Here is a 26,830-nt window from a genome sequence, read left to right as displayed (position 1 = left end):
CGCCGGCGCACCCGGGTTGAGGGCGGACCTTAATACCCGTGCGCACTGATCTCCTCTTTCCCCTGGCCTCGGTGGAGCCCGTCTTCGGCATGCCCACCGAGCACGCCCACAAGTTCCAGCAGGTGGCCGCGGAGCATGACCTGGTCATCGACGTGCGGGCCACGAACCCGCACGCGGTGGCGTGGTTGCGCGCGGGCGCGCTGCCCAAACCGGAGGCCGTCAAGGCCAAGACCATCGACGACCTCGACGTCCGACTGGGCGCGTCGGAGGGCCAGCGCGGCCTGGTCGGCTACTTCCCGCCCGCGTTACCCGGGCACGACCTCAGCGACCGCCTGCTGCGGCGCTACGACCAGCGGCGGGTCGAGTTCGACGCGCTGCGCGAGAAGATGACCGCGTTCGAGCGGCGCGGCGAGTACGTGGTGCGGAACGGCGTCGTCCACGGCTACGACCGCCGCGGCGCGCTACGCCCCCTGACCGGCGACCACGACGTGTTCGACATCCACGCCTCCGGCGGGCGGGCGCTGAGCGACCGCCGCTACGACCGGGCGGTGGCGACCATGATGTCGATGGACATGGGGGTCACCCACGGCGCCCACATGTACTGGCGGCCCACGACCACAGCGGACCGGGCGATGTTCGAGTCGATCGCCCACAGCCACGACCCCAAGCTGCGCTTCCACCCGGACGGCACGCTGACCGCCGGCGACTACCGCCGCTTGAACGCCGGGATGAGGACGATCACCAGGCCCGCCACCGCCGCCCGGCCGTACGCCAAGGTCTCCAGGGTCGGCAGGCCGAAAGGGCCGGTGTCGTCCGCGTCGGTGATGAACAGCTGACCGTAGAGGAGGAGCAGGCCGACGCCGTAGAAGCGGGCGTGGTGGTGGCGCCAAGCGAGCAGGACACCCGCCGCGCCGGTGCAGACGTACAAGGTGTGGTTCGTGCCCTCTCCCATGGGGAGGAAGGGGATCGACGCCATGACGAGCTGGAGCACGCCGACCACGAGCGCGAGCAGCTGCGCCCGACTGAACCTCCGGGTGTCGGCTGCCGTGCCGTCGCGCGCGCGAACTGTGTTCCGCATGAGGCCGGACTACCCGGAGCAACCGGAATCATCCCTGGTCCAGGCGGTGTCCCACCACGGGGATGCCTGCCGTTACCTGATGGGGTGAGGAGCTGTGCAGGATGCGTGACGAGAGCAGGGCGCGGGGCCGTGTGGACACCACGCACCCTCACCCATCCACCGCCCGCGCATCCGCTCCTCCCCACCTCCGCCCCTGCCACCTCTGCCCGCCACCCTGCCGCTCTCCGCCATTTCCAGTAACCTCCTCGGATCTCTCCCTTGTCGACCCTCGCCGCCGCCGTAGTGAGACACGATCGAGTGATCATCGGCCGAAGATGTACGAAAACAGGGGTCTCGCCCATCGGTTAAATGAAATGGAGCCCTCGAACCACCACCCGACCACCAGACCCACCCGACCACCAGACCCACCCGACCACCAGACCCACCCGACCACCAGACCCGTCCAACCGCCGCACCGACCAGACCACCAGACCACCAGACAGCCACGACCCGCTCGACCGCCAGACCTGCCCAACTGCCGGACCCGCCCGGCTGCCGAACCTGCCCGCCGGCCGCCACACGCGCCCGACCGCCGCCTCAGCCGACCGCCACGCGCACCCGATCACGTGACCTGCCCGCCCACTGCGCCCGCCCACCGGACCCAAGCGCCCGCCGGACCCGCCGTGCCTGGCCCGCCACACCTGGTCTGGCCTGCCCCGTCCCAGCCCGGTTCGACCTGCTCTGCTCGGCCCAGCCCGTCCGGCCGCCCAACCCTGCCGCGCGGCTCGCCCCGCCCAACCCTGTCGAGCAGCCCGCGCCGCTCGTGCCTGCCGCGCCGCCTGCGCAGCCCGCGTCCCCGCCCCGCCTGCGCCGCCTGCGTCCCCGCGCCGCCCGGCCTACCCCAGCAATCGGCTGACCTCGGCTCCCGCCCCGGTAGCCGCCTCGGCCGGTTCACGCCGTCCGCCCAGCACGTCCGCGACCGCCGTGCTGATCACCCCCGAGACCTCCGAGTACTTCGCCCCGTACGAGGTCCGGCTGCGCGCGGTCGCCAACTGGTGCGCGAATCCCGCCAGGTTCGGGTCCCACTGCCAGGCCAGGTCGTCGACCGTGTCGGCGCGGTTGGGCAGCGCGCCCAGCCCGCCGCCGAACTCGGTGGCGTTGTCCCGGGTTTCGGCGAGCCAGGTGAGCAGGTCCCAGGCCTGGTCGACGTGACCGCTGCCCCGACCCACCACCCACGTCTCGCCGCCCAGGGGCGCCGCCGTGCCCGCTTCGCCTCGCGGCAGCGCCGCCGCCGCCCAGTTCAGGCCCGCCTGGTTGAACACCGGGATCGAGCCGGGGTCGGCGATGACCATGGCGCACCGCCCGTCCGCGAACCGCCGCGCGGCCTCGTCGGCGGTCAGGCCCGGGGTGTTCGCGGGCGCGCCGGCGTCGCCGGCCAGGTCGCGGAGGTAGGCGAGGGCGTCGACGCCACCCTGCGCGCCGAGGTCCGCCACGTCGCCGCCCGCCTGCCACAGGAACGGCAGGAACGTCGTGGTCAGGTCTTCGCCGTCGGTGGGGAAGCACAGTCCCGCCCGGTCGCCCCCGGTGAGCGCGCGGGCCGTGGTGCGCAGGTCCGGCCAGGTGGCGGGAGGTTCGGCCACGCCCTCCCGCTCGAACACGTGCCGGTCGTAGACCAGCGCCGTGGTGGTGCTGCGCAGCGGGACGCCGTAGAACCGGCCCCCGTGGGTGGCGCTCTCGCGCACCGGCTCCAGGAACCGGTCGGTCAACTGCCACCCGGCGAAGCGGTCGGTGAGGTCGGCCAACACGCCCTGGTCCGCGAGCCGGGGCAGGTCCGGCGAGTCGACGGCCGCGATGTCGGGGAACGTGCCGGAGGCGGTCGCCTCGACGAGTTCGGCCCGGAACTCGTCGGGGGACATCGACCTGCGCTCGACCCGCACCTCCGGGTGTTCCTGCTGATAACGCGCCAGCAGGTGGTCCACGGCCTGGTCGGCCATGGGGGAGTGGTTGAAGTGATCCCACCAGGTGAGGGTCACCTGGTCAGGCGTGGTGGGCTGCCCCCCGGTGCAGGCTGTCACAGCCAGCAGCGCTGCCGCCGTGAGCAGTGCTCGTACACGCATTCCGCTCCACCCTTCGGGGTAGGCGCCCTGGTCTACGGACTCAAGTCGTCCTACTCCGCCGCGTGAGGCGGTGTCAAGATCGTTGGTTCAGACCTTTGGCTTTTTGCGCGGCCGATCCCGCGACGCGCGTTCGGCACGGCCCGGTGGCGCGGCGTCCGGGGTCGGGTCCGCGGGCGGCGCGGCGGGCTCGCCCGGTTCGGTGTCGGCGAGGTAGGTGGCGGCCAACTCGTCGTAGATCGGTGTTGAGCTCATTCTCCGGATCCTGTCCGGCCACCGGTCCCGGCGCTGCCCTTCTCACTCCTGTGGGTTACGTTTTTGGCCGAACGGGACCGCAGAAGTGCGGATATGGTGTTCCGGTCCTGGGCGGGCGGAAGGATCGCCGCGGGTCCGCCGGGTGGAACGCCGGACCTCCGGGCAGGGCACCCAAGAAAATCAAATGGGTTGGTTTGGTGACCGGTAACAGGGGTAATCACCCGCACGATGAGGGCGTAGGCGGCCGCCGCCCCCCCAAGGCCGCCTGACAGTCCCGGCCGGACCCCACTCCCCCCAGGGGTCCGGCCGGGCACCTCATCCCTTCGAGCCGGCCGGCACACGCCGAGGTCACGACGCAACATCGCGTCGCAAGATCACGCCCCAAGGGCACGCCACGGCAAGGCCGCACCACGGCGTGATCACCACTCGGCGAGGCCATGCGGTGCGGCGTCCCGAAGTGCGCCCGACCACGCGCGGTCGCCGACCACCTCCCGACCGGGTGACGAACGACCACGCCGTCCCACGTGCAGGTGACGAACGACCGCGCGCCACTCCGCACCGGGGTGGCGCGCGGCCGCGTGATCAGCTCACGACCCCGGCGGGGTGCGGCGCACCGGCGCCCGGTGCCGGGGCTGCCGGATCTCCGGCGGCTTCGGCGGGTCCGGGATGGACAGCGTGACCGGCTCCCCCTTCTCCACGGTGATGCGCTCACCGTGGTGGGAGGCGCGCAGCGGCCCGCCGGACAGCACCCGGTAGGTGGCGCGCCCCGGCTCGACCTCCACCGAGAGCAGCGCGCCCCGGTAGGTCAGCCGGAACGCCAGCCCCGTCAACCCGGGTGGCAGCCGGGGCGCGAACGACAGCCCGTCGCCGTGGTTGCGCATCCCGCCGAACCCGGCCACCAGCCCGGTCCACGCGCCCGCCAACGACGCCATGTGCAGTCCGTTGTGGACGTTCTTGTGCAGGTCGTGCAGGTCGGTGAACGCCGCCTCGGACAGGTAGTCGTAGGCCAGCCGCAGCGCGCCCACCTCGGCCGCCAGCACCGCCTGCGTGCCGGCCGACAGCGAGGAGTCGCGGACCGTCCGCGCGTCGTAGTAGGCGAAGTTGCGGGCCTTCTGCTCCGGCGTGAACGCGTCGCCGCGCACGTGCATCGCCAGCACCAGGTCGGCCTGCTTGACCACCTGCTTGCGGTACAGGTCGAAGTAGGGGTAGTTCAGCATCAGCGGGTACTCGTCGGGGTCGGTCCGGTCGAAGTCCCACGCCGCGTGCGAGGTGAAGCCCTCGGCCTGCTCGTGCACCCCCAGCAGGTCGTCGAACGGCAGCAGCATGCCGTCGGCGGCCTTGCGCCAGGCCGCGGTCTCCTCGTCGGTGACGTCCAGCCGCTCGGCCACCTCCGGGTGCCGCTCGCACGCCGCGACCGCGTTGCGCAGGTTCTCCTGCGCGATCAGGTTCGTGTAGGTGTTGTTGTCCATCACCGCCGAGTACTCGTCGGGCCCGGTGACGCCGTCGACGCGGAACCCGCCGTGCTGGTCGTGGTGCCCCAGCGACGTCCACAGCCGCGCGGTCTCCACCAGGATCTCCGTGCCGTGCTCGCGCTCGAACGCCACGTCGCCGGTCATGTCCACGTACTGCGCCACCGCGTGCGCCACGTCGCCGGACACGTGGAACGCCGCCGTGCCCGCGGGCCAGTACGCCGAGCACTCCGCGCCGTTGATCGACCGCCACGGGAACGCCGCGCCGCCCTGACCGAGCACCCGCGCCCGCTCCCGCGCCTTGTCCAGCGTCGAGTGCCGCCACCGCAGCGCGTCCCGCGCCGCCTCCGGCACCGTGCAGGCCAGCACGGGCAGCACGAACATCTCCGTGTCCCAGAACGCGTGCCCGTCGTAGCCGGGCCCGGTCAGGCCCTTGCCGGGGATCGCCCGCGTCTCACCGCGCACCGCCGCCTGCATGACGTGGAACAGCGCGAACCGCACCGCCTGCTGCAACTCGTCGTCACCGCGCACCTCGACGTCCGCGGCCGCCCAGAACTCGTCCAGGAACCGCCGCTGCTCGGCCAGCAGCCCCTCCCAGCCGGTCTGCCGCGCGCCCGCCAGCGCCGCCTCGACCTGGGCGCGCAGCGCGGGCACCGACCGCTGCGCCGACCAGCCGTAACCCAGGTACTTCACCAGCCGCAGCTTCCCGCCCGCGGGCACGTCCACGGCCGCGGTGAACCGGGCCAGGTCGCCATCGGCGCTGATCTCGGTGCGCACGCCGTCGCCGCCGGTCTCCAGCTCGTGGTCCATCGCCGCGGCCATGCGCAGCTCCGAGTTGCGCGCGTGGTGCGCCAGGATCGCCCGCTGCTCGGAGGCGTGCGCGAAGTCCGCGACCAGCGGGTCCTCCAGCGCGGCGGCCACCCGCGGGTCGTCGCTGTCGTGCTCGACCGGCTCGTTGGCCAGCAGGTCGGACTGCACCACCAGCTGCACCCGCTCGTCGGTCTCCACCTCGTACAGGATCGCGGCGACCGCGCGCTGGGTCAGCGACACCAGCCGCTCGCTGCGCACGGTGATCCGGCGGCCGGTCGGCGACTCCCACACCGTGCGGCGGCGCAGCGTCCCGGAGCGGAAGTCCAGCTCCCGCTCGTGCTCGTGGGCCTTGCCGTAGCGCATGTCCAGCGGCTCGTCCTCCACCAGCAGCCGGATCACCTTGCCGTCGGTGACGTTGACGACCGTCTGCCCGTCCTCCGGGTAGCCGTAGCCGGACTCCCCGTACGGCAGCGCGTGCGCCTCGTAGAAGCCGTTGAGGTAGGTGCCGGGCAGGCCGCGCGGCTCGCCCTCGTCCAGGGTGCCGCGCATCCCGAGGTGGCCGTTGGACAGCGCGAACACCGACTCGGTCCGGCGCAGCTGGTCCACCGCCAGGCCCCGCCAGCGCAGCAGCCAGGGCAGCACCTCCCAGCCGGGGGACCCCGCCGCGCCGCCGCCCAGCTCGCCGTCGTCCGAGGACGAACCGAGGTCGTCGACGGCGCGGTCGTCGGGGGTGGTCGTCGTCCCGCCGGGCGCGGTCGCGGCCTCGCTCGGCCCGTCCGCCGTGCCGCCGGGCCCGCCGCCGGCATCCCTGTCGAACACCATCACAGCAGCTCCGCCAAGTCGTCGACCACCACGTCCGCCCCGTGCGCGAGCAGCGCGTCCCGCTGCCCCGCCCGGTCCACGCCCACCACGAACCCGAAACCGCCCGACCGACCCGCCTGCACGCCCGACAGCGCGTCCTCGAACACGGCGGCGTGCTCCGGCGCCACCCCCAGCTCGCGCGCGCCCACCAGGAAGGAGTCCGGCGTGGGCTTGCCCCGGAGACCGTCCCGGCTGATCACCACGCCGTCCACCAGCGCCTGCGCGAACCGGCTCAGGTCGGCCGCGTCCAACACCTTGCGGGCGTTCGCCGACGAGGTCACCACCCCGATGTCCAAACCGCGCGCCCGCGCCGCCTCCAGGTACCGGACCGTGCCCGGGTACGGCGCCACGCCCTCCTGCCGGATGACCTCCTCCAGCAGCTCGTTCTTGCGGTTGCCCACCCCGTGCACGGTATCGGTGTCCGGCGGGTCGTCGGGCGCTCCTTCCGGGATGGTGACGCCGCGCGAGGCCAGGAACTCCCGCACCCCGTCATACCGGGGGCGTCCGTCCACGAACCGCACGTAATCCAGCTCGGTGAACGGGGCCTGGCCGCGCGGGGCCAGGAAGTCGTCGAAGGTGCGCCGCCAAGCCCGGCGGTGCAGCACGGCCGTGCTGGTGAGCACGCCGTCGAGGTCGAACAAGCAGGCGGATACCGCATCCGGCAGTCCAAGGGGCATGTCCCGTGTCTACCCTGTTCCCGTCCGGGGTACCCGTCGTCGTCGTCACCACCGTCGTCGGAGGGAACCGCCATGGGCAAGCCACGCGTGCTGGTCGTGGGCACGGGCTTCGCGGGCTACCACTGCCTCCGGACGCTGGAGCGGGTGCTGCCGCCCGACGCGGCGGAGCTGGTCGCCGTCAACCCGACCGACTACATGCTCTACGTCCCGCTGCTGCCCGAGGTCGCGGGCGGCTCGCTCGACCCGCGACGGGTCGCCGTGCCGCTGCGCCCCAAGCTGCCGCGCACCCGGCTCGTGCAGGGCAACGCCACCACGATCGACCTGGGCGCCCGCACGTGCGCCGTGGTCGACGTCGAGGGCCGCGAACAGGTCCTGGAGTGGGACCGCCTCGTGCTCACCGCGGGCTCCGTCACCCGCCTGCTGTCCATCCCCGGCGTCGCCGAGCACGCCTTCGGGTTCAAGTCCGTCGCCGAAGCGGTGTTCCTGCGCGACCACGTGCTGCGGCAGGTCGAGCTGGCCGAGCAGGCCGACGACCCGGCCGAGCGCGCCGCGCGCGCCACGTTCGTGGTGGTCGGCGCCGGCTACACGGGCACCGAACTGGTGGCGCAGGTCCAGCAGCTGACCAGGTCGGCCCTGCGCGGGCGCACCGGGCTGACCGAGGCCGACCTCAGGTGGGTGCTCGTCGACACGGCGCCCCGCGTGCTGCCCGGCCTCGACGAGCGGCTGTCGGGACCCGCCGCCAGGGTGCTGCGGGCCCGCGGCGTGGACCTGCGGCTCAAGACCAGCGTCGAGTCCGTCACCGCCACGTGCGCCCGCCTCACCGACGGCACGGAGATCCCCACCCGGACCCTCGTGTGGTGCGTCGGCGTGCGACCCGACCCGCTGGTCGAGTCGGTGGCGGTGAAGACCGAGGAGGGCCGGGTCGTGGTCGACCCCACGTTGGCCGTGCCGACCCACCCGCACGTGTTCGCCGCCGGCGACGTGGCGGCCGTGCCCGACGTGTTCAACGACAACCGGCCCACCCCCATGACCGCGCAGCACGCCCAGCGGCAGGGCAAGCTCGCCGGGCGGAACGTGGCGGCGTCCCTCGGCCGCGGCGCCGTGGGGACGTACCGGCACCGCGACCTGGGGTTCGTGGTGGACCTGGCCGGCGCGCAGGCGGTGGCGAACCCGCTGCACGTGCCGCTCACCGGCCTGCCCGCGAAGGCCGTGGCCCGCGGCTACCACCTGCTGGCCATGCCGGGCAACCGCCTGCGGGTCGCCGTCGACTGGCTCACCGACCTGCTCGCCCGCCGCCAGGTCGTGCAGTTCGGCCTGGTCCCCGAGGCGGGCGTGCGGCTGTCGGACGCGGAGCAGGTGCCGACGATCAAGCGGTCGTGAGCCCTAGGCGGGCTTGAGCGGGTCGTGGCCGATGGACATCAGCCGGTGCCGCCAGTGCGCCTCGCCCGCGGTCGGCTCCAGGTCGGCGCGGCGCTGCTCGTGCACCCGGTCCACGACCTTGCGCATCACCCTCACGTCCTCCGTGGTCAGGTCGGTGCGGCGCTTGCGCAGCACCGACAGCACCTCCTGACCGGTGACCGTGCCCGCCTGGTCCGGCACGGTCTCGCTGTCCTCGTCCGCCGAGCGGGTGCGCAGCCAGGCCTCCAGTTCGTTCGAGGTCATGTTCACCACGCGGTGGAACTCTTCCCACAGGGTGTCGGTCATGAGGCAGTGGGTTGCCGCTCGCGGCCGTGGCGAAACTGGCGGGTTCCGTGAACTTCGCGGTCCGAGGTGAACTTCACCCGCCCTCAGCCCACCCCCGGCGCGAACTGGGCCTTCGCCACGCCGATCGCCTCCGCCAGCACCTCGGCGGACGACGTGCCCCCCGACTCGACCACCGCCGCCCAGAGGTCGATCGACCCCAGGCTGAACCGCTGCGCCTCCTCCGAGTCCGCCATGACGACCGGGTCGGCGCCCTCGGCCACCTCGCCCGCCAGGAACAGGGCGAGACCCAGCAGACCGCCGTCCCACCCCGGACCCACGTAGAGCGCGCCCGCCCCGCCTGCCGCCATCTCCGGCGGGACGGTGTGCTCCAGCTCCACCGTCGTCCGCCCGCCCTCCGGCGTCAGCCGCACCTGCACGATCGACGTCTCACCGCCGAACGTGACCTTGAGCAGCTTCGGGGGAGCGCAGGTCAGGATGTCGCCGCCCGCGTTGCCCTCCAGCTGGAAGTTCCCGCCCTCCCGCAGGTCGCCGCTGACCGGCATGAACCAGCGCCGCAGCCGGGCGGGGTCCGTGATCGCGTCCCACACGTCCTCGACCGTCGCCTCGTAGGTGCGGCGCAGCAGCACGCCCACGACCTGCCCGTCGTCCTTGCCCAGCTCGCGGCCGATGGACCTGAGGTGGTCGGCCATGTCGATCACTCTTGTTCCTCCTCCATGAGTCGCCTCTCGCGCTTGCCGCGCGCGAGCTCGGTGGCCAGCGCGTCGAGGTGCCCGCTCCAGAACCGGCGGAACCGGTCGAGCCACTCGTCCACCTCCCGCAGCCCCCGGGCGTCCACCGCGTAGAGGCGGCGGTTGCCCTCCGCCCGGACCCGGGCGAAGCCGTGCTCGCGCAGCACCCGGAGGTGCTGGGACACGGCGGGCTGGGAGATGCCGAACTCCCGGCGGACCACCTCCGTGACCGCGCCCGAGGCCAGCTCGCCGTCGGCGAGCAGCTCCAGGATGCGGCGTCGCACAGGATCGCCGAGAACGTCAAACGCGTGCACGACCTGCATCTTTCAAGTTTGGACTTATATAAGTCAAGACTTCGGACTCCAAAATTGTCGGTGGTAGGTGGCAACATCTTCGAACGGATGTTCGGTACGCGTTCGAAGGGAGCTGTGCGATGCGAGTTCGACTTGATCCCCGTCAGTGGCCCGGCCGTGTCATCCCAGAGACCGACGCCGAGATCGACACGGCTGTCGAGGCGTTCTGCCTCCGCGCCAACTGGGCCGACGCCAACCGCGCCGCGCTGCGCCGCGCCGTCGAGCCCTGGTTCGGCGAGGGGTGGTGCGTCGACGCCCTGCTGGCGGCGGTCGACCGCAGGCCGGACGGCACGAAGCAGGGCAGCCCGAGGAGCCGCGACCAGGTAGCGCACGACTTCCTCCGTGCGCGGCTGAGGTCGTGGTGGCAGGGGGGCGCGCACAGGGCGCGCCCCCCGGTGCCGGGGATGACGCTGGGCGCGTGGTGGCGCATCAACCGCCGCAACGCGCGCCTCACCCAGCCCAAGCAGGCCCGCCCCCTCAGCGCGGCCGGCACGCTGGCGCGCGAGCAGTCGCGCGAGCGCGTGAGGTCCAGGCTGAAGGACCCGGTGGAGCGGTCCAGGGCGCTGGCGAGGCGTCGGCAGGAGGTCCTGGACAGCCTCCTGGTGCCCGGCCAGAAGGTTCCGACGTTCGACGACTCCAGGCGGTTGGTGGCGGACATCCAGGTGCCGTCCCACCCGGTGTGCAGCAAGTGCGGCTGCCGGCAGGGGGTGCTACCGTCAGCGGCTTGAACAGCGGAAACACCACCTCCGTCACCGGTGCTGCCGTCTCCGCCGGTACTGCCGTTGGTACCGCCGTTGGCGCCTCCGTCGTCGGCGTCGCAGCCGGTGCCGCCACCGGTGTCGGACACGATCGGGTGATCATCGGCGGAAGATGTACGAAAACGGGGGTCTCGACCATCGGTTAGAAGAAATCGGAGCCCCCGAACCACCCGCCCACCCAACCACCCACTCGATCCCGCCCAATCCCCGACCACCCCGACCCCAGCTACCACAACCCCTGCCACCCAACCCCGACCCAGCCCTCGACCCCGCAGCCCACCACCAACTCCGTCCACCACCGACCCCGCCCGGCCCGAGCCATCCCCAAAGCCGGTCCACCCAGCCCCAGCGATCCCACTCCCGAGCTGCCGACCCGCCGAAAGAGCCCCGCAATGCGGTGGCTGGTGCAGGCAAGCACGCCCACCTCCAGGCAAGCGCCGCCGAAGCTGCCTGATGCGGACCTCCCGGAACCACGGCCTCGCAGCACCGGCCGGCCAGCGCTGTGACGCTCGCGTCCAGACCGCCGAACGCCGCAGCAACTCCGCCGCAGCCACTCCGCGCCAGGATTGCCAAGCGCGGACCAGCCCACCCGCTCCGCGTCGGGACTGCCATGCGCGGACCAGCTCACCCGCTCCGCGCCGGGACTGCCAAGCGCGGACCAGCCCACACACTCCCCGCCAGGACCGCCACGCGCGGACCAGTCCGCCCACGCCATCCGCACTTCGCCTCGGCCCACCCCGGCAGGCCCATCCGGCTGCCTTGCTCGGCTGCGCCCTGCATGGATGCACCCCGCGCCGGCCCTTCCGCCCGGCTGCATCGCGCCACCTTCCACCCGGCTGCCGTCGCCTGGCTGCCCGGGTTCCCGCCCTGGCTGCTGGGGCTGGCCGTCCGCCCTGCCCGGCTGGCGTGGCCCGGTTGGTCACGTCCCTCCGGTCGGCTCCGCCTGAGCCGCCGGGATTGGGTGGCTGCGGTCAGTGGCCGAGGCTGGGATGGGCGGGGCTGGGATGGGCGGGGCTGTGGTTGCCAGGGCCGGGGTGGGTGCGGTGGGGGTGGTTGGGGAGTGGGGTGAGGTCACCTGGTCAGGTGAAATGCTCACTCGCATCGTGTGGACACGGGGAGTGCTGCTGGCACCTGGGCCTCGCCGTCCGGTAGTAACGCCCGGTGGTGAAATCCCGGCTTTGGCGAGTGTGGCTCGTTGGAGTCCTGCTCGTCCCGGCTCTCCTTGCGGCGTCAGGGGTTCATGCCCGCGCGCGACAGATCGAGTGGGAGCGGGGTGGTGGGGGCGCGGGCGGGCGGTTGGTGGTGTTGGTTCGTGCTGACGAGGTCCTGCTGGTCGGGGACGCTCGTGATGATGCCGAGCGGACCGCGTTGGTCGAGGCGGTTCGGGGCGGGGTTGGTCCCTACCGGGTGACGGACCTGGTCAACCCGAACGGTGAACCGGTGCCGGCCGCGCATGGCAAGGTCGTCGACCTGCTCGTGGCCGCGGTGGGGAGCGGGGCCGTTGGTCTCACCGCGGAGTTCAAGGGCGCGCGGGTGGATGTCGCGGCCGTCGTGCCCGATGAGGAGGCGGCCGAGGTGTTGCGGCAGTCCGTGCGGCGGGTGGTCTCCGTCCGTCACCTGAACGTCGGGGTTCGCGCGCCGATCGGCGGACCGCCGGACGTGGGAGCGCTTCAGCGCTCCGTCACCGCCATGGTCCAGCGCAACGGCGGCTTCCGCTTCGAACCCGGCACCACCGACTGGCAGGGGCACGGCCCGGTCCTCGTCAACCGCGTCGGCAGGCTGCTGCTGGCCGCGCCCGCGTCGACCGTCACCCTGGTCGGGCACGCTTCCGCCGAACGCCCCGACGCCCACGACCTCGCCTCTGCCCGCGCCGGGATGGTGCGGGACCTCTTCACCGCCCAGGGTGTGCGACCGGACCGGATCGAGACCACGGTCGTCGTCGACACCGCACCGGAGAACTCGGACCCGGCCACCTGCCAGGTCGACGTCCTGATCAGCTAGCTCCGCACGGAGCTCGGAGGAGTGCCAGTGTTCTGGTTGTTCACCCAGATGTTCGTCCTGTGCGTGCTGGCGTTCGCCGCAGGTGCGGTGCTGACCTGGCTGCCGCTGCGCGCCACCATCCGCGACCTCCGAGCCGAGAACGCCCGCGTCCGCCGGATGATCTGGCCCGCCCTTCCGCCGGCTCCGGCTGAACCCGCGGAACACGTGATCACCGACTTCGAGCCGGGAGACGGGGAGGGGGCTGAGACAGGAGTTGGGGCGGCCCTCGAGTCGATGTCGATCGTTGAACCGGTGGGCGCAGGCGCCGCGACCACTGACGCCGCGGCGGCCGGCTCAACGGCGATCAACCTGGCGACCACCTGGACGGCCGCCAACCCGGCAGTGTCATATTCTGATGCCTTTGTAATTTCAGTGCAGAATGAAAAGACGGTTGGGGTGGGTGGTGGGGCGGTCAGTGAGCCGGCGACCCTGGAGTTCCCCCAACAGCACGCCGAGGTCTTGGAGCACGTAGGGCTGGTGGAGCGATCGCAGGAATGGCAGGGAGAGGGGCGGCGGGGAGAAGGGCGGCAGGAAGGGGAACGGCAGGGAGAGGGATGGTGGGGAGAGGGGCGGCACGGGCGGCATGGGAAGGACGAGAGGCTGGGTGAAGGGCTGGGTGAAGGGCTGGGTGAAGGGCTGGGTGAGCCGGGAGGGACGTTGGGGGAGGAAGTTCGGAACGCGGTGCTCCCTGAGCGGTTCGAGTCGGTGAACGCCTCGGAAGTTGGCTCGGAAGTTGGCGCGTTGCGGGCGCAATCCGAAGTGGTCGACGGAGTCGGCACCGGTGGGGGTGGTGGGTTGCGGGGTGCGGAGGTGTCGGCGGGTGGTTCAGGTCGCCATGCCTTGGTGACGCGGTCGTCTGGAGTGGTGAAGTGCAACTCCAGGTCCATGGTCTTCCACACCTCAGCCTCGCCGTACTTCAAGCGGATGAAGGGTGAGGTCACCTTCGCTTCCGCTGAGGAGGCCGAGCGCGCCGGCTACACGCCGTGGGTGCCGAAGGTGAAGGCCGCTGGGGAGGTTCGAGCCGCCCCCGCGCTCAAGACCGGCCCCGAGCGCGAGACCAAGCCGAAGTCCGCGTCCAAGGCAAGGTCCGCGTCCAAGGCAAGGTCCGCGACCAAGTCGGGATCCGTGAGCAAGCCGGTGTCCGCGAGCAAGCCAGGACCCGCGACCAAGCCAGGACCCGCGATCACGTCAGAGTCCGCCGCCAAGCCTGAGCCCACTACCAAGCCCAAGCCCAAAGTCGGCGCGAACCGGTGATCTCCCAAGACCGCTCGAACCCGGTTCAAGAGCGGTTCAGCTCAAGCACCGCCTCCACCGCCTCGCTCAACGTCCACAACCGCCGCGCCCCAACCGGCGCCTCCTCCCACCCCGGCCCGCCGACCAGCACCACGTGCCCGCGCGACAGCAGGTCCGCCACCGGCGCGGCCTCCGCGTGAACCCGGGCGTGCGCCCACAGCACCACCGAACCGGGCGACAAGAGCGCCGCCGCGTCCAGCAGCGACTCGGCGGGCACCCGCGCCCCGAGGTTGCGCGACGCGCACCCGCGTTCGGCCAGCGCCGCCGCCAGCACGTCCAGCGGCAGGCTGTGCTGCTCCTCCGGCGCGCACGCCAGCAGCACCGGCAGCCGCCCGTCGGGGGCCGCGGGCTCCGTCACGCGCAGGGCGTCGAGGAGGCACGCCGTCGCCAGGTGCTCGACCTCGACGCCCCTGCCCCGGGTCATGACCCGCTCGCCCAGCGCGGCCAGGAACGGCGCCAGCACCGACTCCCACGCGTCGACCACGCCGCGCCGCTCCACCAGTTCCAGGGTCAGCGCGGTCATCAGGGGCGCGTCCAGCCGGGCCGCCGCTCGGGCGAACCCCCGACCCTCCACCGAACCGTCGACCGCGATCGCCTTCGGCCCGCCACCGGCCCGGGACGTCGCGGGCGGGGGTGAGCCCAGGGCGACGGCGGCGGCTGCGGCGGGGGCCATGCCCTGGGCGGTGAGTTCCAGCATCCGGCGCAGCCGGGACACGTCGGCGGGGGAGTAGCGGCGGTGCCTGCCCTCCTCACGGGTGTCCGGGCCGAGTCCGTAGCGCCGGTCCCACGTGCGCAGCGTGGTGGGCGAGATGCCCAGCATTCGCGCGACCGTGCCCGCGCTCCACTGCTCCACGCGTCTCCCGCCTGTGCGGATCTGCCCTGAACCGAATCATGGTAACGAGCCGGTCCGGGACGCGCGCGTGATCGCGGGGAGGGCGGGGGTCAGCCGACCACGCGGCGGATCACGTCGACCGGGCCGATCGACTCGATGTCCTGCACCTTCACCGGCACGCCCTCGGTGGAGGCGTGCACGGCCCGCAGCCCGTCGATCGCCATGGCCACGTGCGTCTGACCGCTGTAGTAGATGATCAGGTCGCCGGCCCTGACCTCGTTGCGCGACACCCCGCGCCCGATCTTGGCCTGCCCGTAGGTGGTGCGCGGGACGCTGATGCCCACCGACCGGTAGGCCGCCTGCATGAGGCTGGAGCAGTCCCACGAGTTCGGGCCGTTCGAGCCGTACACGTAGGGCTTGCCGCGCTCGCCCAGCGCGAACGCCAGCGCCTGGCCGGCCTGGCCCGCCGGCACCGGGATGGGGCCGGTGTCGCCCGCGTCGTTCAACGACCGGCGGTCGGCGGGGCTGAGCGAGCGGTACGCCTCGCGGGCCTCGTCGATCTGCTGGTTCAGCGCGCCCTTGCGCCGGTCGATCTCGCCGATGGCCTGGTTCGCGCTCTCCGTGGCCTCGGTGGCGCGCCGCGCGGCGTCGGCGGCGCCGTCGACCGCCTCCTCCAGGCCGCGCAACGCCTCGGCGCTGTCGTGCGCCAGCACGCCGAGCGCCGACATCCGGTTGAGGAAGTCCTGCTGGGAGTCCGACACCAGCAGCGCGGACAGCTGGTTGAACCGCGCGCCCTGGAACGACGCCTCGGTGAGCAGGTCGACCTGCCCGCGCAGCGACTCCTGCGCCTCCTCGGCGGTGGTGATGTCGCGGTTGGCCTGGTCGAGCGCGCCCTGCGCGTCGGCGAGTTCCTCCTGCGCCCGCAGGTGCTCCTCGTTGAGGGCCTCGGCCTGCGTGGACAGCTCGTTGTACCGCTTGAGCGCGTCGGAGGCGTTGGACGGCACGGGATCGGCCCCGGCGTGGGGCAGCGGCAGCGCGCCGATCAGCACGGCGACTGCGGTGGCCGCCACGGCGGCGCGAACGGTGCGCTGAGCGGGGTTCGACGCCACGGTCCCGCGACCCTCCTCCATAACCGGACCTAGCCCGAACGGGTTACCCCCGGTCAGGTCTCGGACAGGTTACGGAACCGCGTGATCGCCGTCTACCAGGGGTGGTGGAAAACGCGTCAGCGGGTCAGGCCGGTCAGGTCCGTGCGGCCGCCCGGGTGGTCGACGGCGCGGCCGGACGCGGCGGTGGCGAACCTGCCGGCCGTCCCGGGGTCGTCGCCGCGCGCCAGCGCCACGGCCAGCGCGGCCACGAACGCGTCCCCGCCGCCGGTGGTGTCCACGACGTCCTCGTCGGTCAGCGGCACCACCGCCGAGCCGCCCTCCCAGACGAGCGCGTTCGCCTCGCCGGGCACCTCCAGCGCCACCACGGACGGGCCGCGCGCGAGCAGTTCCCGGCCCGCCGCCACCGCGTCCTCCGGTCCGTCGACGGCCCGCCCGACCAGCTGCTCGGCCTCGGCGTGGTCCGCCCGCAGCACGTCCGCGCGGGCCAGCAGGGCGTCCACCTCGTCGTCCGGCAGGCCGTCGAGCACCACGAGGCCGGACGTGGCGCGGGCGGCGGCCAGCACGGCGCGGCCGGGTTGCTGGAGCTGGAGCACCACGGCGTCCGCCGCCGCGAGGGCGGTCGCCGCCGCCCCCACGTCGGCGGTGGTGACGAGCGTGTCCTCGGGGATGTCCTCCAGGTAGCGGTACCGGCCGTCGCACACGACGTCCACGACGAGGGCCGTTCGGGCGCCCGTCCGCTGCACCACGGTGGAGGTCCCTACCCCGTCCGCCGCGAGCGCCTCGACCAGCAGGCGGCCTTCGCGGTCGTCCCCGACGACGCCGAGCAGCGCGGTGGACGCGCCGAGCTGCACGGCGTTGCGGGCGATGTTGGCGCCCTTGCCGCCGAGCACCTCCCGGCGCTCGGAAACCGTTGTGCTGCCGCCCTTCCCGGGCACCTCGGGCACCACCAGCACGAGGTCACGCGCCACCTGACCGACCACCGTGATCCGCATGCCTGACCGGTACCCGGCGACCACCAGTTGAAACAGAGCGTTGACGTCTGGTCACCGGTAATGCGATCGTAATTCTGGGAGCGCTCCCAGTTAGCAGATCACCGTCGATCTGAATGGAGACATCCGTGCGACTCAAGCGCATCGGGGCGTTGGCCGCCGCCGCGCTCGGCATCGTCGGGGTGACCACCGTCCTCGTCCCGAGCGGCGTCGCGTTGGCCCACGGTTCCATGACCTACCCGGCCAGCCGGACCTACGCCTGCTACGAGGACGGCAGGCTCGGCGGCAACGGCGACCTGAACCCGACGAACCCGGCGTGCGCCGCCGCGGTGCAGCTCGGCGGGAAGCAACCGCTGTGGGACTGGTACGGCAACCTGATCAGCCAGGCGGGCGGCCGCCACCGCGAGATCATCGCCGACGGCGACCTCTGCGGCCCGACCACCAAGTACGACGCCTACAACCTGGCTCGCGCGGACTGGCCCGTGACCAACCTCCAGGCGGGGTCGCGGATCACCTTCAAGTACAACGCGTGGGCGCCGCACCCCGGCCGCTGGGACCAGTACGTCACCAGGGACGGCTACGACGTCACCCAGCCGCTGAAGTGGTCGGACCTGGAGCCCGCGCCGTTCGACAGCGTCACCAACCCGCCGCTGGGCAGCGGCGAGTACACCTGGAGCGGCACCCTGCCCAACAAGTCCGGCCGCCACGTCATCTACTCGATCTGGCAGCGCAGCGACAGCCCCGAGGCGTTCTACAGCTGCTCGGACGTGAACTTCAGCGGCGGTGGCAGCGGCGGTGACACCCAGGCCCCGACGGCGCCGGGCACGCCGACCGCGACCGCGACGAGCGACTCCGTGTCGCTGAGCTGGTCCGCGTCCTCGGACAACACCGGCGTGGCCTCCTACCAGGTGTTCCGGGAGGCGGGCGCGAACGACGTGCAGGTCGCCTCCGGCTCGGGCACCACGGCCACGGTCACCGGCCTCGCCGCCGACACCGCCTACCAGTTCTACGTGGTGGCGCGCGACGCGGCGGGCAACACCTCGACCCCCTCGGCGGTCGTCTCGGTCCGCACCGGCGGCGGTGGCACCGGCACGCCCACCGGCGCGTGCGCGGTGACCTACGCCGTGGGCAGCGCGTGGTCCGGCGGCTTCACCGCGAACGTGTCGGTGAAGAACACGGGCGCCACCGCGGTCAGCGCGTGGGAACTGGTCTGGGACGTGCCCTCCGGCCAGGGCATCACCCAGGCGTGGTCGGCCGCGGTCGCCGTGTCCGGCGGCAAGGCCACCGCGAAGGGCGCGAGCTGGAACCAGAACCTCCAGCCGGGCCAGTCGGTGAGCTTCGGGTTCAACGGGACGTCGCAGGGCGCCCCCGCCAACCCGGCCGCCTTCGCCCTCAACGGCGCTTCGTGCGCCACGGCCTGATGTCGGCGCGGTGCGCGGCCCTGGTCGCGCTCCTGGTGGGGTCGGTCGCCTGCTCGTCCGGGGCGACCGGCTCCCGGGGCCTCGCCGCCAACGCCCTGGGGCCGCCCCTGGCGACCCCGGCGGCGGTGGGCGAGTGGGTGCACGAGAAGACCGGCGAGTGCACCGAGGTGCAGCCGCGGACGATGGCGGAGTTCGACGAGTTCGTCGGGCCGCTGCGCAGCAGGCTGTACGCGCCGTACGTGGTGGAGTGGGGCACGTGCCGGGTGGGGCCGTACGAGCGGCTCGGCCTGGTGATCTTCCAACGGGAGAAGCTGGCGGACCTCCAGCGGGCCTGGCAGGGCGCGCGGTCGACCGGTGAGGTCGCCGACGACCCGGACTTCGGGTTCGGCAACGGCTTCGCGCTCAGCGGCACGGTCGGCCTGGAGGCCCTGGGGCTGCACCACCTGAGGTGCACGCCGGTGACGCCGGAGGAGCAGGTGGCCCACACCATCGCGGCCGAGGCCGAGGGCTGCGTCTACGCGCAGCGGGAAGGTCACCACCACTAGGGACGACCCCCGGGGAACTCACCGGGGATGAGGAAAAGACGGCTCGTCAGCGCGGCGGTGCGGTGCTCTGCCGCACCACCAGCGTGGTGGCAAGCTCGATTCGGCGGTGTTCGGGCTCTTCACCACGTGCCAGCGTGATGGCGAGACGGGTGCCCGCCGCGGCCATGTCCTGCAGCGGCTGCCGGACCGTGGTCAGCGGCGGGCCCACCCACTGGGCGACCGGGAGGTCGTCGAAACCGATGACGCTCAGGTCGTCGGGGACGCGCAGGCCGGCGGCGCGGGCGGCCTCGTAGACGCCGAGCGCCTGGAGGTCCGAGCCCGCGAACACCGCGGTGGGCGGTTCGGGCAGCTCCAGCATCTGCGCGAACTGCGCGCGGCCGGACTCGACGTGGAAGTCGCCGTAGCGGACCAGGGTCGGGTCGACCGCGAGGCCCGCGGTCTCCAGCGCGGCGCGGTAGCCGTCCACCCGGGCGCGGCTGCACAGCACCCGCTCCGGGCCGCCGATCATGGCGATCCGGCGGTGCCCCAGCTCGATCAGGTGCCGGGTGGCGGTCAGCCCGCCGTTCCAGTTCGTGGCCCCTATGGAGGGCGTCTCCAGCTGGGGCTCGCCGATCGGGTCGACCACCACGACCGGGATGTCGCGGGCGCGCAGCTTCGCCAGCTGCTGCGAGGTCAGGTCGGAGAACACCGAGATCACCGCGAGCGGCTTGCGGGCGATCACGCCCTCCAGCCAGCCGTGGCCCGGGGTGAGCCGGCCCTGCGACTCGCTGAGCACGAGCGCCAGGCCGTTCTCGGCGGCCACCTGCTCGGCGCCGCGGATGATCTCCAGCGCCCACGCGCTCTCCAACTCGTGGAACATCAGCTCCACCAGGTTGGACCGCCGTGACCGCTCGTCCGACCGCCGCTGGTAGCCGTGGCGGCGGATGATCGCCTCGACCTTCTCCCGCGTGTGCGGCGCGACGTCGGCACGACCGTTCATGACCTTCGAAACTGTCGGTACCGACACCCCGGCCTCGGCGGCGATGTCCGCGATGGTGATCTTGCTCGTGGCGGTGCCATCCGAGGTTGGCTGGGCTTTGGTCGGCATGGGCCGCAGTCTACGGCAGCAACACGCGCGGAAGGCTGGTCAATGTGGTGATCGGAAAGCGGTGTGGCTCACTCTTCGGGATCCACAGAGGCCGAAATTGTCGAATGACTTTTCGAAACAGTTCGGCAAACGCAGAGGGGGCGTGGCCGTTGGGAGAGAGGTTGGACGGCCACGCCCCTGGCGCGGGGGCCCCGCGTCGCCGCGGGGCCGGGTGTCGGTCGGCTACTTGCCGAAGCCGGCCGTGAGGCCGCTCAGCAGGAACCGCCGCCCGAACAGGTACACCACGAAGATCGGCAGCACGGACAGCGTCACGGCCGCCAGCAGCGCGGGCACGTTGGTGCCGAACTGCCCCTGGAAGTCCCACAACCCGAGGGTCAGCACGCGGGACGACTCGGACTGCGTGAGCACCAGCGGGAACAGGAACCCGTTCCACGCGTTGAGCGCGGTGTAGACCACCACGGTCATGATCGCCGGCCTGGCCAGCGGCAGGACCAGCGACATCAGCACCCGGAACGGGCCGGCGCCGTCGATCGCCTGCGCCTCGTACAGCTCGCGGGGCACTTCCCGCAGGCTGTTGGTCATCACCAGCGTGGCCACCGGCAGCGCGAACGCCGCCGTGGGCAGGATGATCGCCAGGAGGGTGTCGTACAGGTGCATCCGGGTGATCAGCAGGTAGATCGGGATGATGGTCGCCTGCGCCGGGATGGCCAGGCCGATCAGCAGCAGGGTGAACCCGCGCTGCACGAACCGGGCCTGGCTCCGCGCGACCGCGTAGGCGCACGGCACGGCGATCAGCACCACGATCACCACCGTCGCCGCGGTCACGATCACGTTGTTGAGCAGGTACTGGCCGAAGCCACCCGTCAGCACGGTCTCGTAGTTGTCGAGGGTCAGCGCCTCGGGCACCGACCACGCGCTCTTGCCGAGGTACTCGGTGCGGGTGCGCAGCGACACCGTGATCAGGTAGACCAGCGGCCCGAGGACCAGCGCCAGCCACGCCAGGGAGAACAGCCCGGCGAGCCAGTTCGGACGAGATTTCACGACCCCTCCTGCTGGCTGCTCATCGAGCGGAACCCGCTCCAGCGCATGACCGCCACCGACAGCGCCGTGCCGAGCACCACGAGCACGACCGCGATCGCGCTGGCGTAGCCCATCTCGAAGCCGCTGAAGCCGGTGATGTACATGTGCAGCGGCAGGATGCGGGTCGCGGTGCCCGGTCCGCCGTTGGTCAGGATCAGCACGGTGTCGAACGTGGTCAGCGAGCCGACCAGCATCAGCACCGACGACGTCACGATCGTGTACCGCAGCTGCGGCAGGGTGATGTTCCTGAACTTCCCGAACCGCGAGGCGCCGTCGATGGTCGCCGCCTCGTACAGCGACGGCGGGATCGCCCGCGCCGCGCCCTGGTAGAGCAGGGTGTGGAACGGGATGTACTGCCACGAGATCACGAACACCACGGTGTAGATGGCGATGTCCGTGTCGCCCAGGAACAGCGGACCGCCGACGAAGGCGCCGAAGTTCGGGTCGAGCAGCACCTGCCACAGCAGCGCGATCGCCGCCGTGGACAGCAGCAGGGGCAGGAAGAAGATCGAGCTGAGCACCGCGCGCGACCGCTCCTTGCCGGCCGCCCAGACCCCGATCAGCAACGCGATCGGGGTCTGGACGAGCCAGGACACGACCATCAGCAGCACGGTCCGCCCCACCGAGGCGTGGGCCTCGCCGTCCTCCATCAACCGGGTCCAGTTGTCGACCCCGCTGACCTGAGGGGTTCCCAGGCCGTCCCAGGTGGTGAAGCTCAGGTAGACCACGAGCACCATGGGCAGCGCGGCGAACAGGGCGAAGAACGCGAACGCGGGTGCGGCGTACCAGCCCGAAGGTCGTTGGGACGACATCAGCGCGCGGCCACCGCGTCGACGAACTGCTGCGGCGAGACCTTGCCCAGGAAGAACTCCTGGAGCTGGGTCAGCATGAACGTGGCGTCGTCGGCCGGCAGGTCCTGGTCCCAGGAGAGCTGGAAGTTCTTCGTGTCCAGCACCATCTGGTAGATCGAGGTCGTGTAGTCGGCGTTGTCCGCCGCCTTCAGCTTGTCCTCGGCGCCCACCACCGGCGGCACGTCACCGGCCGCGACCAGCGCGTCGATGTAGGAGTCCTCGTGCAGGGTGGTGGTGACGAACTTCTTCGCCGCGTCCAGGTTCTTCGACTCCGCGGTGACGGAGTAGAAGTTGCTGACGTTGCCGACCAGGTTCGACGCGTCGCCCTTGCCGCCCGGGATCGTCGGGAACGCCACCCAGCCCAGGTCGCCCGCCTTGACGAAGTCGGGGCTCTGGCCCAGCTGGTTGGTGTACTCCCACGAGCCCATCAGGTGCATCGCGGCCTTGCCCTGGGCGAGGATGGTGGACGCGCCACCGGCGTCGTAGCCGACCGAGGCGAAGTTCGTGCCGAAGCCGCCGCGGTCGATCAGCTCCTTGAGCTTGGACAGGGACTCGACCACGGCCGGGTCCTTCCAGCCCTGGGGGCCCCCGTCCCGGATCTTCTTGAAGACCTCGGGACCCGCGAAGCGGTCGAGCACGTACTCGGCCCACATCAGCTCGGTCCACGCCTGGGTGCCGGCCAGGGCGATCGGGGTGACGCCCTTCGCCTTGAAGGTGTCGACCAGCGAGAGCAGGTCGTCCCAGGTCTTCGGCGGCTCGGCGCCGGCCTCGGTGAACACCTTCTTGTTGTAGAACAGGATCACCGGCTGCATGCCGCGCATCGGCACGCCGTAGATCTTGCCGTCGAGCGTCGCGCCGTCCAGGACGCTGGGGATGAACTTGTCCTTGGCGGCCTTGTTCTCGTCGAGCAGCGAGGTCAGGTCGGCGACCTTGCCCGCGTCGACGTACTCCTTGAGGTTGCCGCCACCCCAGTTGAAGAACAGGTCGGGGGCCTGCGGCGACCCGATGGCGACCCGGAGGCGCTGCTTGTACGGGTCGTTGCCGAAGGTCTCCAGGGAGGCGTTGCCGCCCTGGGCCTTGAAGGAGTCGATCGACTTCTGCTCGATCGGGTTGAGCACCGGGTCTTCCAGCGCCCACACCTTCAGCTCACCCGCGCCCGACTCGGCCGGACCGGAGGAGCCGCACGCGGAAGCCACTGCTGCCGCGACGACGAGCCCCATCGCCATGAGGGGACGCGTCCATGATCGGCGGGACATGCAACCGCCACCCTTCTGCCACGCTGCGGAAATGTTCGTGGCCTCGAAACATTTCGAAACATCCACGACTTGCGGAGAACCTAGACGGGTACCGGACGCGTGTCAAGGCTCACTCTGAACTGAGACGAGGTCGCGTTTCTGCACGTCAAAGGGTCACTCTTGTGTTTCGATCGAGTTTCGATACTATCGGCCCATGCGTCGAGCCACGTTGGCCACGATTGCTGCTGCAGCGGGCGTGTCGCTCCCGACGGTGTCCAAAGTCCTCAACGGGAAGGACGACGTCGGCGCGGAGACCAGGGCTCGGGTGCGGCAGCTCCTCGCCGAGTACGACTACGTGCCCGTGGGGTCCCGCCGGGCCTCCGGGCACATGTTGGTCGACCTCGTGTTCACCGCCCTGGACAGCCCCTGGGCGGTGGAGATCATCCGCGGTGTCGTCGACACCGGCCTGCACGTCGTCGTGTCGTCCACGGACAAGCCTCGCCACCACGCGTCCTGGGCGGCGTCGCTGGTCGAGGCCAGGCGCGCGGGCGCGCTCCTGGTGACCTCCCAGCTGACCGCCGCCGACCGGCGGGTGCTGGCCGACTCGCGCATCCCGGTGGTGGTGATCGACCCCGTCGACCTGCCGCAGCCGAACGTGCCCAGCGTCGGCGCCACCAACTGGGCGGGCGGCCTGTCCGCCACCGAGCACCTGATCCGGCTGGGCCACCGCCGCATCGGCGTGATCGGCGGACCGGCCGGGATGCTGTGCAGCCGCGCCCGGGTCGACGGCTACCGCGCCGCGCTCGACCGGGCGGGCATCCCGTTCGACCCCGAGCTGGTCAAGAACGGCGACTTCAAGCACGAGGGCGGGTTCCGGCGCGCCGCCGAGCTGCTGGCGCAGCCCAACCGGCCCACCGCGGTCTTCGCGGGCAACGACGAGCAGGCGCTGGGCGTGATCGAGGCCGCCCGCGTCGCCGGGCTGTCCGTGCCCCGGGACCTGAGCGTGGTCGGGTTCGACGACTTACCGGTCGCCGTGTGGTCGTCCCCCGCGCTCACCACGGTGCGCCAGCCGCTCACGGAGATGGGCCGCCACGCCGGCCGGATGCTCGCCGACCTCATCGCGGGCCGACCGGTCGAGACCGAGCGCGTCGAGCTGGCCACCGAACTCGTCGTCCGATCGTCAACGAAGGAGCCACCGTGCTGAACCCCTGGGCCGATCCCGGCAAGCCGACCGGGGAGCGCGTCGCCGCCCTGCTGGCCGAGCTGACCCTGGAGGAGAAGCTGGCCCAGCTGGTGGGCGTGTGGGTGGGCATCTCGGAGGGCGAGGAGGTCGCTCCCGCGCAGCACGAGTTCGCCGAGCCGCTGCCCCCGTGGGACGAGCTGACCAAGCCCGGCCTCGGGCAGCTGACCCGCGTGTTCGGCACCGGGCCCGTCGACCCGCTGGTCGGCGCGAAGGTGCTCGCCGAGACCCAGCGCAGGCTGGTGGCCAACAACCGGTTCGGCATCCCGGCCATGGCCCACGAGGAGTGCCTGGCGGGCTTCACCGCCTGGCAGGCCACGGTGTTCCCGGTGCCGCTCGCGTGGGGCGCGTCCTTCGACCCCGAGTCGGTCGAGGTCATGGCCCGCGAGGTGGGCCGCGTGATGCGCGACCTCGGCGTCCACCAGGGCCTGTCGCCGGTGCTCGACGTGACGCGCGACCCCCGCTGGGGGCGCACCGAGGAGACCATCGGCGAGGACCCGTACCTCGTCGGCCTCGTCGGCGCGGCCTACACCCGCGGCCTGGAGTCCAGCGGGATCGTGGCCACCCTGAAGCACTTCGCGGGCTACTCCGCCTCGCGCGCCGCCCGCAACCACGCGCCCGTCCACATGGGACCGCGCGAGTTCGCCGACGTGGTGCTGCCGCCGTTCGAGATGGCGCTGCGCCTCGGCGGCGCGCGCTCGGTGATGAACTCCTACGCCGAGATCGACGGCGTGCCGCCCGCCTCGGACCCGTCCCTGCTCACCGACCTGCTGCGCGAGCAGTGGGGCTTCACCGGCGTGGTGGTCGCGGACTACTTCGCGGTGTCGTTCCTGGAGACCACCCACGGCGTGGCCGGCTCGCCCGGCGAGGCCGCCGCGCTGGCCCTGGCCGCGGGCATCGACGTGGAGCTGCCCAGCGTCCGCTGCTACGGCGAGCCGCTGGCGGAGCTGGTGCGCGCCGGCGAGGTCGACGAGGCGCTGGTGGACCGCGCGGTCACCCGCGTTCTCACCCAGAAGTGTGAACTCGGTCTGCTGGACGAGGGCTGGCAGCCCGACTCGCCCGCCGCGCTGCGCGGCGAGCCGGTCGACCTGGACCCGCCCGCCCTGCGCGACCTGGCCCGCACCATGGCCGAGCGGTCCGTGGTGCTGCTGGACAACGCCTCCGGCGCGCTGCCGCTGACGGCGCCCGGGAAGCTGGCCGTCGTCGGGCCGTGCGCGGACGACCTGCTGTCCATGATGGGCTGCTACTCCTTCCCCAACCACGTCGGCGTGCACCACCCCGAGGTGCCGCTGGGCGTGGAGATGGACACCCTGCTGGCCGCCGTGCGCAAGGAGTTCCCGGACGCCGCGGTCACCACGGCGAAGGGCTGCGAGGTCTCCGGCGACGACCGGGCGGGCATCGCCGAGGCGGTCGACGCGGCGCGGGACGCGGACGTCGTGCTGGCCGTCCTCGGCGACCTGGCCGGCCTGTTCGGCCGCGGCACCTCCGGCGAGGGCTGCGACGCGGAGGACCTGTCGCTGCCCGGCGTGCAGGGCGAGCTGCTGGAGGCGCTGCTGGCGACCGGCAAGCCGGTCGTCCTGGTGCTGCTGGCCGGCCGCCCGTACGCGCTGGGCGCCTACCGGCCGGCGGCCGTGGTGCAGGCGTTCTTCCCCGGCGAGGAGGGCGCGGGCGCGGTGGCCGGCGTGCTCAGCGGTCGGGTGAACCCGTCCGCCAAGCTGCCCGTGCAGGTGCCGCGCACCCCCGGCGGGCAGCCGACCACCTACCTGCACCCGAAGCTGGGCGCCAAGGGCGGCATCAGCTCCGTCGACCCCACCCCGCTGTACCCGTTCGGCCACGGCCTGTCCTACACCTCGTTCGAGCTGTCGGACTTCGCCGCCGGCGACGAGCTGCCCACCGACGGCGAGGTCGAGGTGTCGTGCCTGGTGCGCAACACCGGCGCGCGGTCCGGCGCCGAGGTCGTCCAGCTGTACCTGCACGACCCGGTCGCCACCGTGACCAGGCCGGTGCGCCAGCTCGTCGGCTTCGCCCGGGTCGAGCTGGAGGCGGGCGAGCAGCGGCGGGTGTCGTTCCGGCTGCACGCCGACCGCACCTCCTTCACCGGCCGCGACGGCCGGCGGGTCGTGGAGACCGGCGAGGTCGTGCTGCTGGTGGGCTGCTCCAGCGACGACGTCCGCTGGGAGCGGTCGGTCCGGGTGACGGGCGAGCAGCGCGCCGTCGGCCACGACCGGGTGCTGGACACCCCCGTCGAGGTCGGCTGACCGCCGCCACGAGCCGGTCGTGGACGCAGGGACCCCGGACCGAGCTACCGGGGTCCCCGGAGAG

Annotated in this window: 23 protein-coding genes; 9 read left to right on the top strand and 14 right to left on the bottom strand. The window is 72.3% G+C overall.

What is annotated here, in order from left to right; all coding sequences use genetic code 11:
• Window positions 1-38: 38 nt before the first annotated feature.
• Window positions 39-836: a hypothetical protein gene (locus tag ABD223_RS09475; RefSeq protein ID WP_344035634.1), complete on the top strand. Its 798-nt coding sequence runs from the start codon at window positions 39-41 to the stop codon at window positions 834-836.
• A 1,117-nt stretch (window positions 837-1,953) separates the two neighbouring features.
• Here ABD223_RS09475 and ABD223_RS09470 read toward each other — a convergent pair.
• The 4 genes from ABD223_RS09470 to ABD223_RS09455 all read right to left on the bottom strand — a co-directional run bounded on the left by ABD223_RS09470 (window position 1,954) and on the right by ABD223_RS09455 (window position 7,243).
• Window positions 1,954-3,090, bottom strand: a complete 1,137-nt coding sequence (locus tag ABD223_RS09470) for an ABC transporter substrate-binding protein (RefSeq protein WP_344035633.1) — start codon at window positions 3,088-3,090, stop codon at window positions 1,954-1,956.
• Between the two features lie 171 nt (window positions 3,091-3,261).
• Window positions 3,262-3,426 carry a hypothetical protein gene (locus ABD223_RS09465; RefSeq protein WP_344035632.1) on the bottom strand — a complete coding sequence of 55 codons (165 nt, stop codon included), beginning with the start codon at window positions 3,424-3,426 and terminating at the stop codon, window positions 3,262-3,264.
• 587 nt (window positions 3,427-4,013) lie between these two features.
• Window positions 4,014-6,527 (bottom strand): glycoside hydrolase family 65 protein, encoded by a 2,514-nt coding sequence (locus tag ABD223_RS09460; RefSeq protein ID WP_344035880.1) that lies wholly within the window; start codon window positions 6,525-6,527, stop codon window positions 4,014-4,016.
• Window positions 6,527-7,243 (bottom strand): HAD family hydrolase, encoded by a 717-nt coding sequence (locus tag ABD223_RS09455; RefSeq protein ID WP_344035631.1) that lies wholly within the window; start codon window positions 7,241-7,243, stop codon window positions 6,527-6,529. Before ABD223_RS09455 ends, ABD223_RS09460 begins: the two co-directional genes overlap by 1 nt.
• 72 nt (window positions 7,244-7,315) lie before the next feature.
• Here ABD223_RS09455 and ABD223_RS09450 point away from each other — a divergent pair, with 72 nt between their 5' ends.
• Window positions 7,316-8,623: an NAD(P)/FAD-dependent oxidoreductase gene (locus ABD223_RS09450; protein ID WP_344035630.1), complete on the top strand. Its 1,308-nt coding sequence runs from the start codon at window positions 7,316-7,318 to the stop codon at window positions 8,621-8,623.
• 3 nt (window positions 8,624-8,626) lie between these two features.
• On the opposite strand, the gene ABD223_RS09445 is transcribed toward ABD223_RS09450, so the two are convergent.
• The 3 genes from ABD223_RS09445 to ABD223_RS09435 all read right to left on the bottom strand — a co-directional run bounded on the left by ABD223_RS09445 (window position 8,627) and on the right by ABD223_RS09435 (window position 9,989).
• Window positions 8,627-8,947 (bottom strand): DUF3140 domain-containing protein, encoded by a 321-nt coding sequence (locus tag ABD223_RS09445; protein WP_344035629.1) that lies wholly within the window; start codon window positions 8,945-8,947, stop codon window positions 8,627-8,629.
• 83 nt (window positions 8,948-9,030) lie between these two features.
• Window positions 9,031-9,636, bottom strand: a complete 606-nt coding sequence (locus tag ABD223_RS09440; protein ID WP_344035879.1) for an SRPBCC family protein — start codon at window positions 9,634-9,636, stop codon at window positions 9,031-9,033.
• 5 nt (window positions 9,637-9,641) lie between these two features.
• Entirely contained in the window at window positions 9,642-9,989 is a 348-nt protein-coding gene (locus ABD223_RS09435) for an ArsR/SmtB family transcription factor (protein ID WP_344035628.1), read from the bottom strand.
• 119 nt (window positions 9,990-10,108) lie between these two features.
• Between ABD223_RS09435 and ABD223_RS09430 the strand changes: the two genes are divergently transcribed.
• The 3 genes from ABD223_RS09430 (at window position 10,109) to ABD223_RS09420 (ending at window position 14,080) form a co-directional block, all read left to right on the top strand.
• Window positions 10,109-10,756, top strand: coding sequence for a hypothetical protein (locus tag ABD223_RS09430; RefSeq protein ID WP_344035627.1), 648 nt, complete (start codon window positions 10,109-10,111; stop codon window positions 10,754-10,756).
• A gap of 1,332 nt (window positions 10,757-12,088) precedes the next feature.
• Window positions 12,089-12,787, top strand: coding sequence for an OmpA family protein (locus ABD223_RS09425; RefSeq protein ID WP_344035626.1), 699 nt, complete (start codon window positions 12,089-12,091; stop codon window positions 12,785-12,787).
• A 27-nt stretch (window positions 12,788-12,814) separates the two neighbouring features.
• Window positions 12,815-14,080 (top strand): sunset domain-containing protein, encoded by a 1,266-nt coding sequence (locus tag ABD223_RS09420; RefSeq protein ID WP_344035625.1) that lies wholly within the window; start codon window positions 12,815-12,817, stop codon window positions 14,078-14,080.
• 25 nt (window positions 14,081-14,105) lie between these two features.
• On the opposite strand, the gene ABD223_RS09415 is transcribed toward ABD223_RS09420, so the two are convergent.
• From ABD223_RS09415 to ABD223_RS09405, 3 genes are all read right to left on the bottom strand, one after another.
• Entirely contained in the window at window positions 14,106-14,972 is an 867-nt protein-coding gene (locus ABD223_RS09415; protein ID WP_344035624.1) for a MerR family transcriptional regulator, read from the bottom strand.
• Window positions 14,973-15,061: 89 nt separating this feature from the next.
• Entirely contained in the window at window positions 15,062-16,021 is a 960-nt protein-coding gene (locus ABD223_RS09410; protein WP_344035623.1) for a C40 family peptidase, read from the bottom strand.
• Between the two features lie 155 nt (window positions 16,022-16,176).
• Window positions 16,177-17,052, bottom strand: a complete 876-nt coding sequence (locus tag ABD223_RS09405) for a PfkB family carbohydrate kinase (protein ID WP_344035622.1) — start codon at window positions 17,050-17,052, stop codon at window positions 16,177-16,179.
• Window positions 17,053-17,177: 125 nt separating this feature from the next.
• Between ABD223_RS09405 and ABD223_RS09400 the strand changes: the two genes are divergently transcribed.
• Window positions 17,178-18,470 (top strand): lytic polysaccharide monooxygenase, encoded by a 1,293-nt coding sequence (locus ABD223_RS09400; protein ID WP_344035621.1) that lies wholly within the window; start codon window positions 17,178-17,180, stop codon window positions 18,468-18,470.
• Window positions 18,455-19,015, top strand: a complete 561-nt coding sequence (locus ABD223_RS09395; RefSeq protein WP_344035620.1) for a hypothetical protein — start codon at window positions 18,455-18,457, stop codon at window positions 19,013-19,015. Before ABD223_RS09400 ends, ABD223_RS09395 begins: the two co-directional genes overlap by 16 nt.
• Before the next feature lie 46 nt (window positions 19,016-19,061).
• Here the strand turns inward: ABD223_RS09395 and ABD223_RS09390 are convergent, their stop codons facing one another.
• From ABD223_RS09390 to ABD223_RS09375, 4 genes are all read right to left on the bottom strand, one after another.
• Complete coding sequence (locus ABD223_RS09390) at window positions 19,062-20,102, bottom strand: LacI family DNA-binding transcriptional regulator (RefSeq protein WP_344035619.1); 1,041 nt, start codon at window positions 20,100-20,102, stop codon at window positions 19,062-19,064.
• A 222-nt stretch (window positions 20,103-20,324) separates the two neighbouring features.
• A complete protein-coding gene (locus tag ABD223_RS09385) occupies window positions 20,325-21,143 on the bottom strand; it encodes a carbohydrate ABC transporter permease (protein WP_344035618.1) in 819 nt (272 codons plus the stop codon).
• Window positions 21,140-21,994, bottom strand: a complete 855-nt coding sequence (locus tag ABD223_RS09380) for a carbohydrate ABC transporter permease (protein WP_344035616.1) — start codon at window positions 21,992-21,994, stop codon at window positions 21,140-21,142. Before ABD223_RS09380 ends, ABD223_RS09385 begins: the two co-directional genes overlap by 4 nt.
• Window positions 21,994-23,253, bottom strand: coding sequence for an extracellular solute-binding protein (locus ABD223_RS09375; protein ID WP_344035615.1), 1,260 nt, complete (start codon window positions 23,251-23,253; stop codon window positions 21,994-21,996). The genes ABD223_RS09380 and ABD223_RS09375 overlap by 1 nt, the downstream gene beginning before the upstream one ends.
• Before the next feature lie 229 nt (window positions 23,254-23,482).
• On the opposite strand from ABD223_RS09375, the gene ABD223_RS09370 reads away from it, so the two are divergent.
• Complete coding sequence (locus ABD223_RS09370) at window positions 23,483-24,472, top strand: LacI family DNA-binding transcriptional regulator (RefSeq protein WP_344035614.1); 990 nt, start codon at window positions 23,483-23,485, stop codon at window positions 24,470-24,472.
• Window positions 24,466-26,766, top strand: coding sequence for a beta-xylosidase/alpha-l-arabinosidase (locus tag ABD223_RS09365; RefSeq protein WP_344035613.1), 2,301 nt, complete (start codon window positions 24,466-24,468; stop codon window positions 26,764-26,766). Before ABD223_RS09370 ends, ABD223_RS09365 begins: the two co-directional genes overlap by 7 nt.
• The last annotated feature ends 64 nt before the right edge of the window (window positions 26,767-26,830 follow it).

This window comes from Saccharothrix xinjiangensis (assembly GCF_039527585.1).
Lineage (GTDB): Bacteria > Actinomycetota > Actinomycetes > Mycobacteriales > Pseudonocardiaceae > Actinosynnema > Actinosynnema xinjiangensis.
Note: the sequence above shows the minus strand (reverse complement) of the source record. Positions and strands in the feature narration are given on the sequence as shown.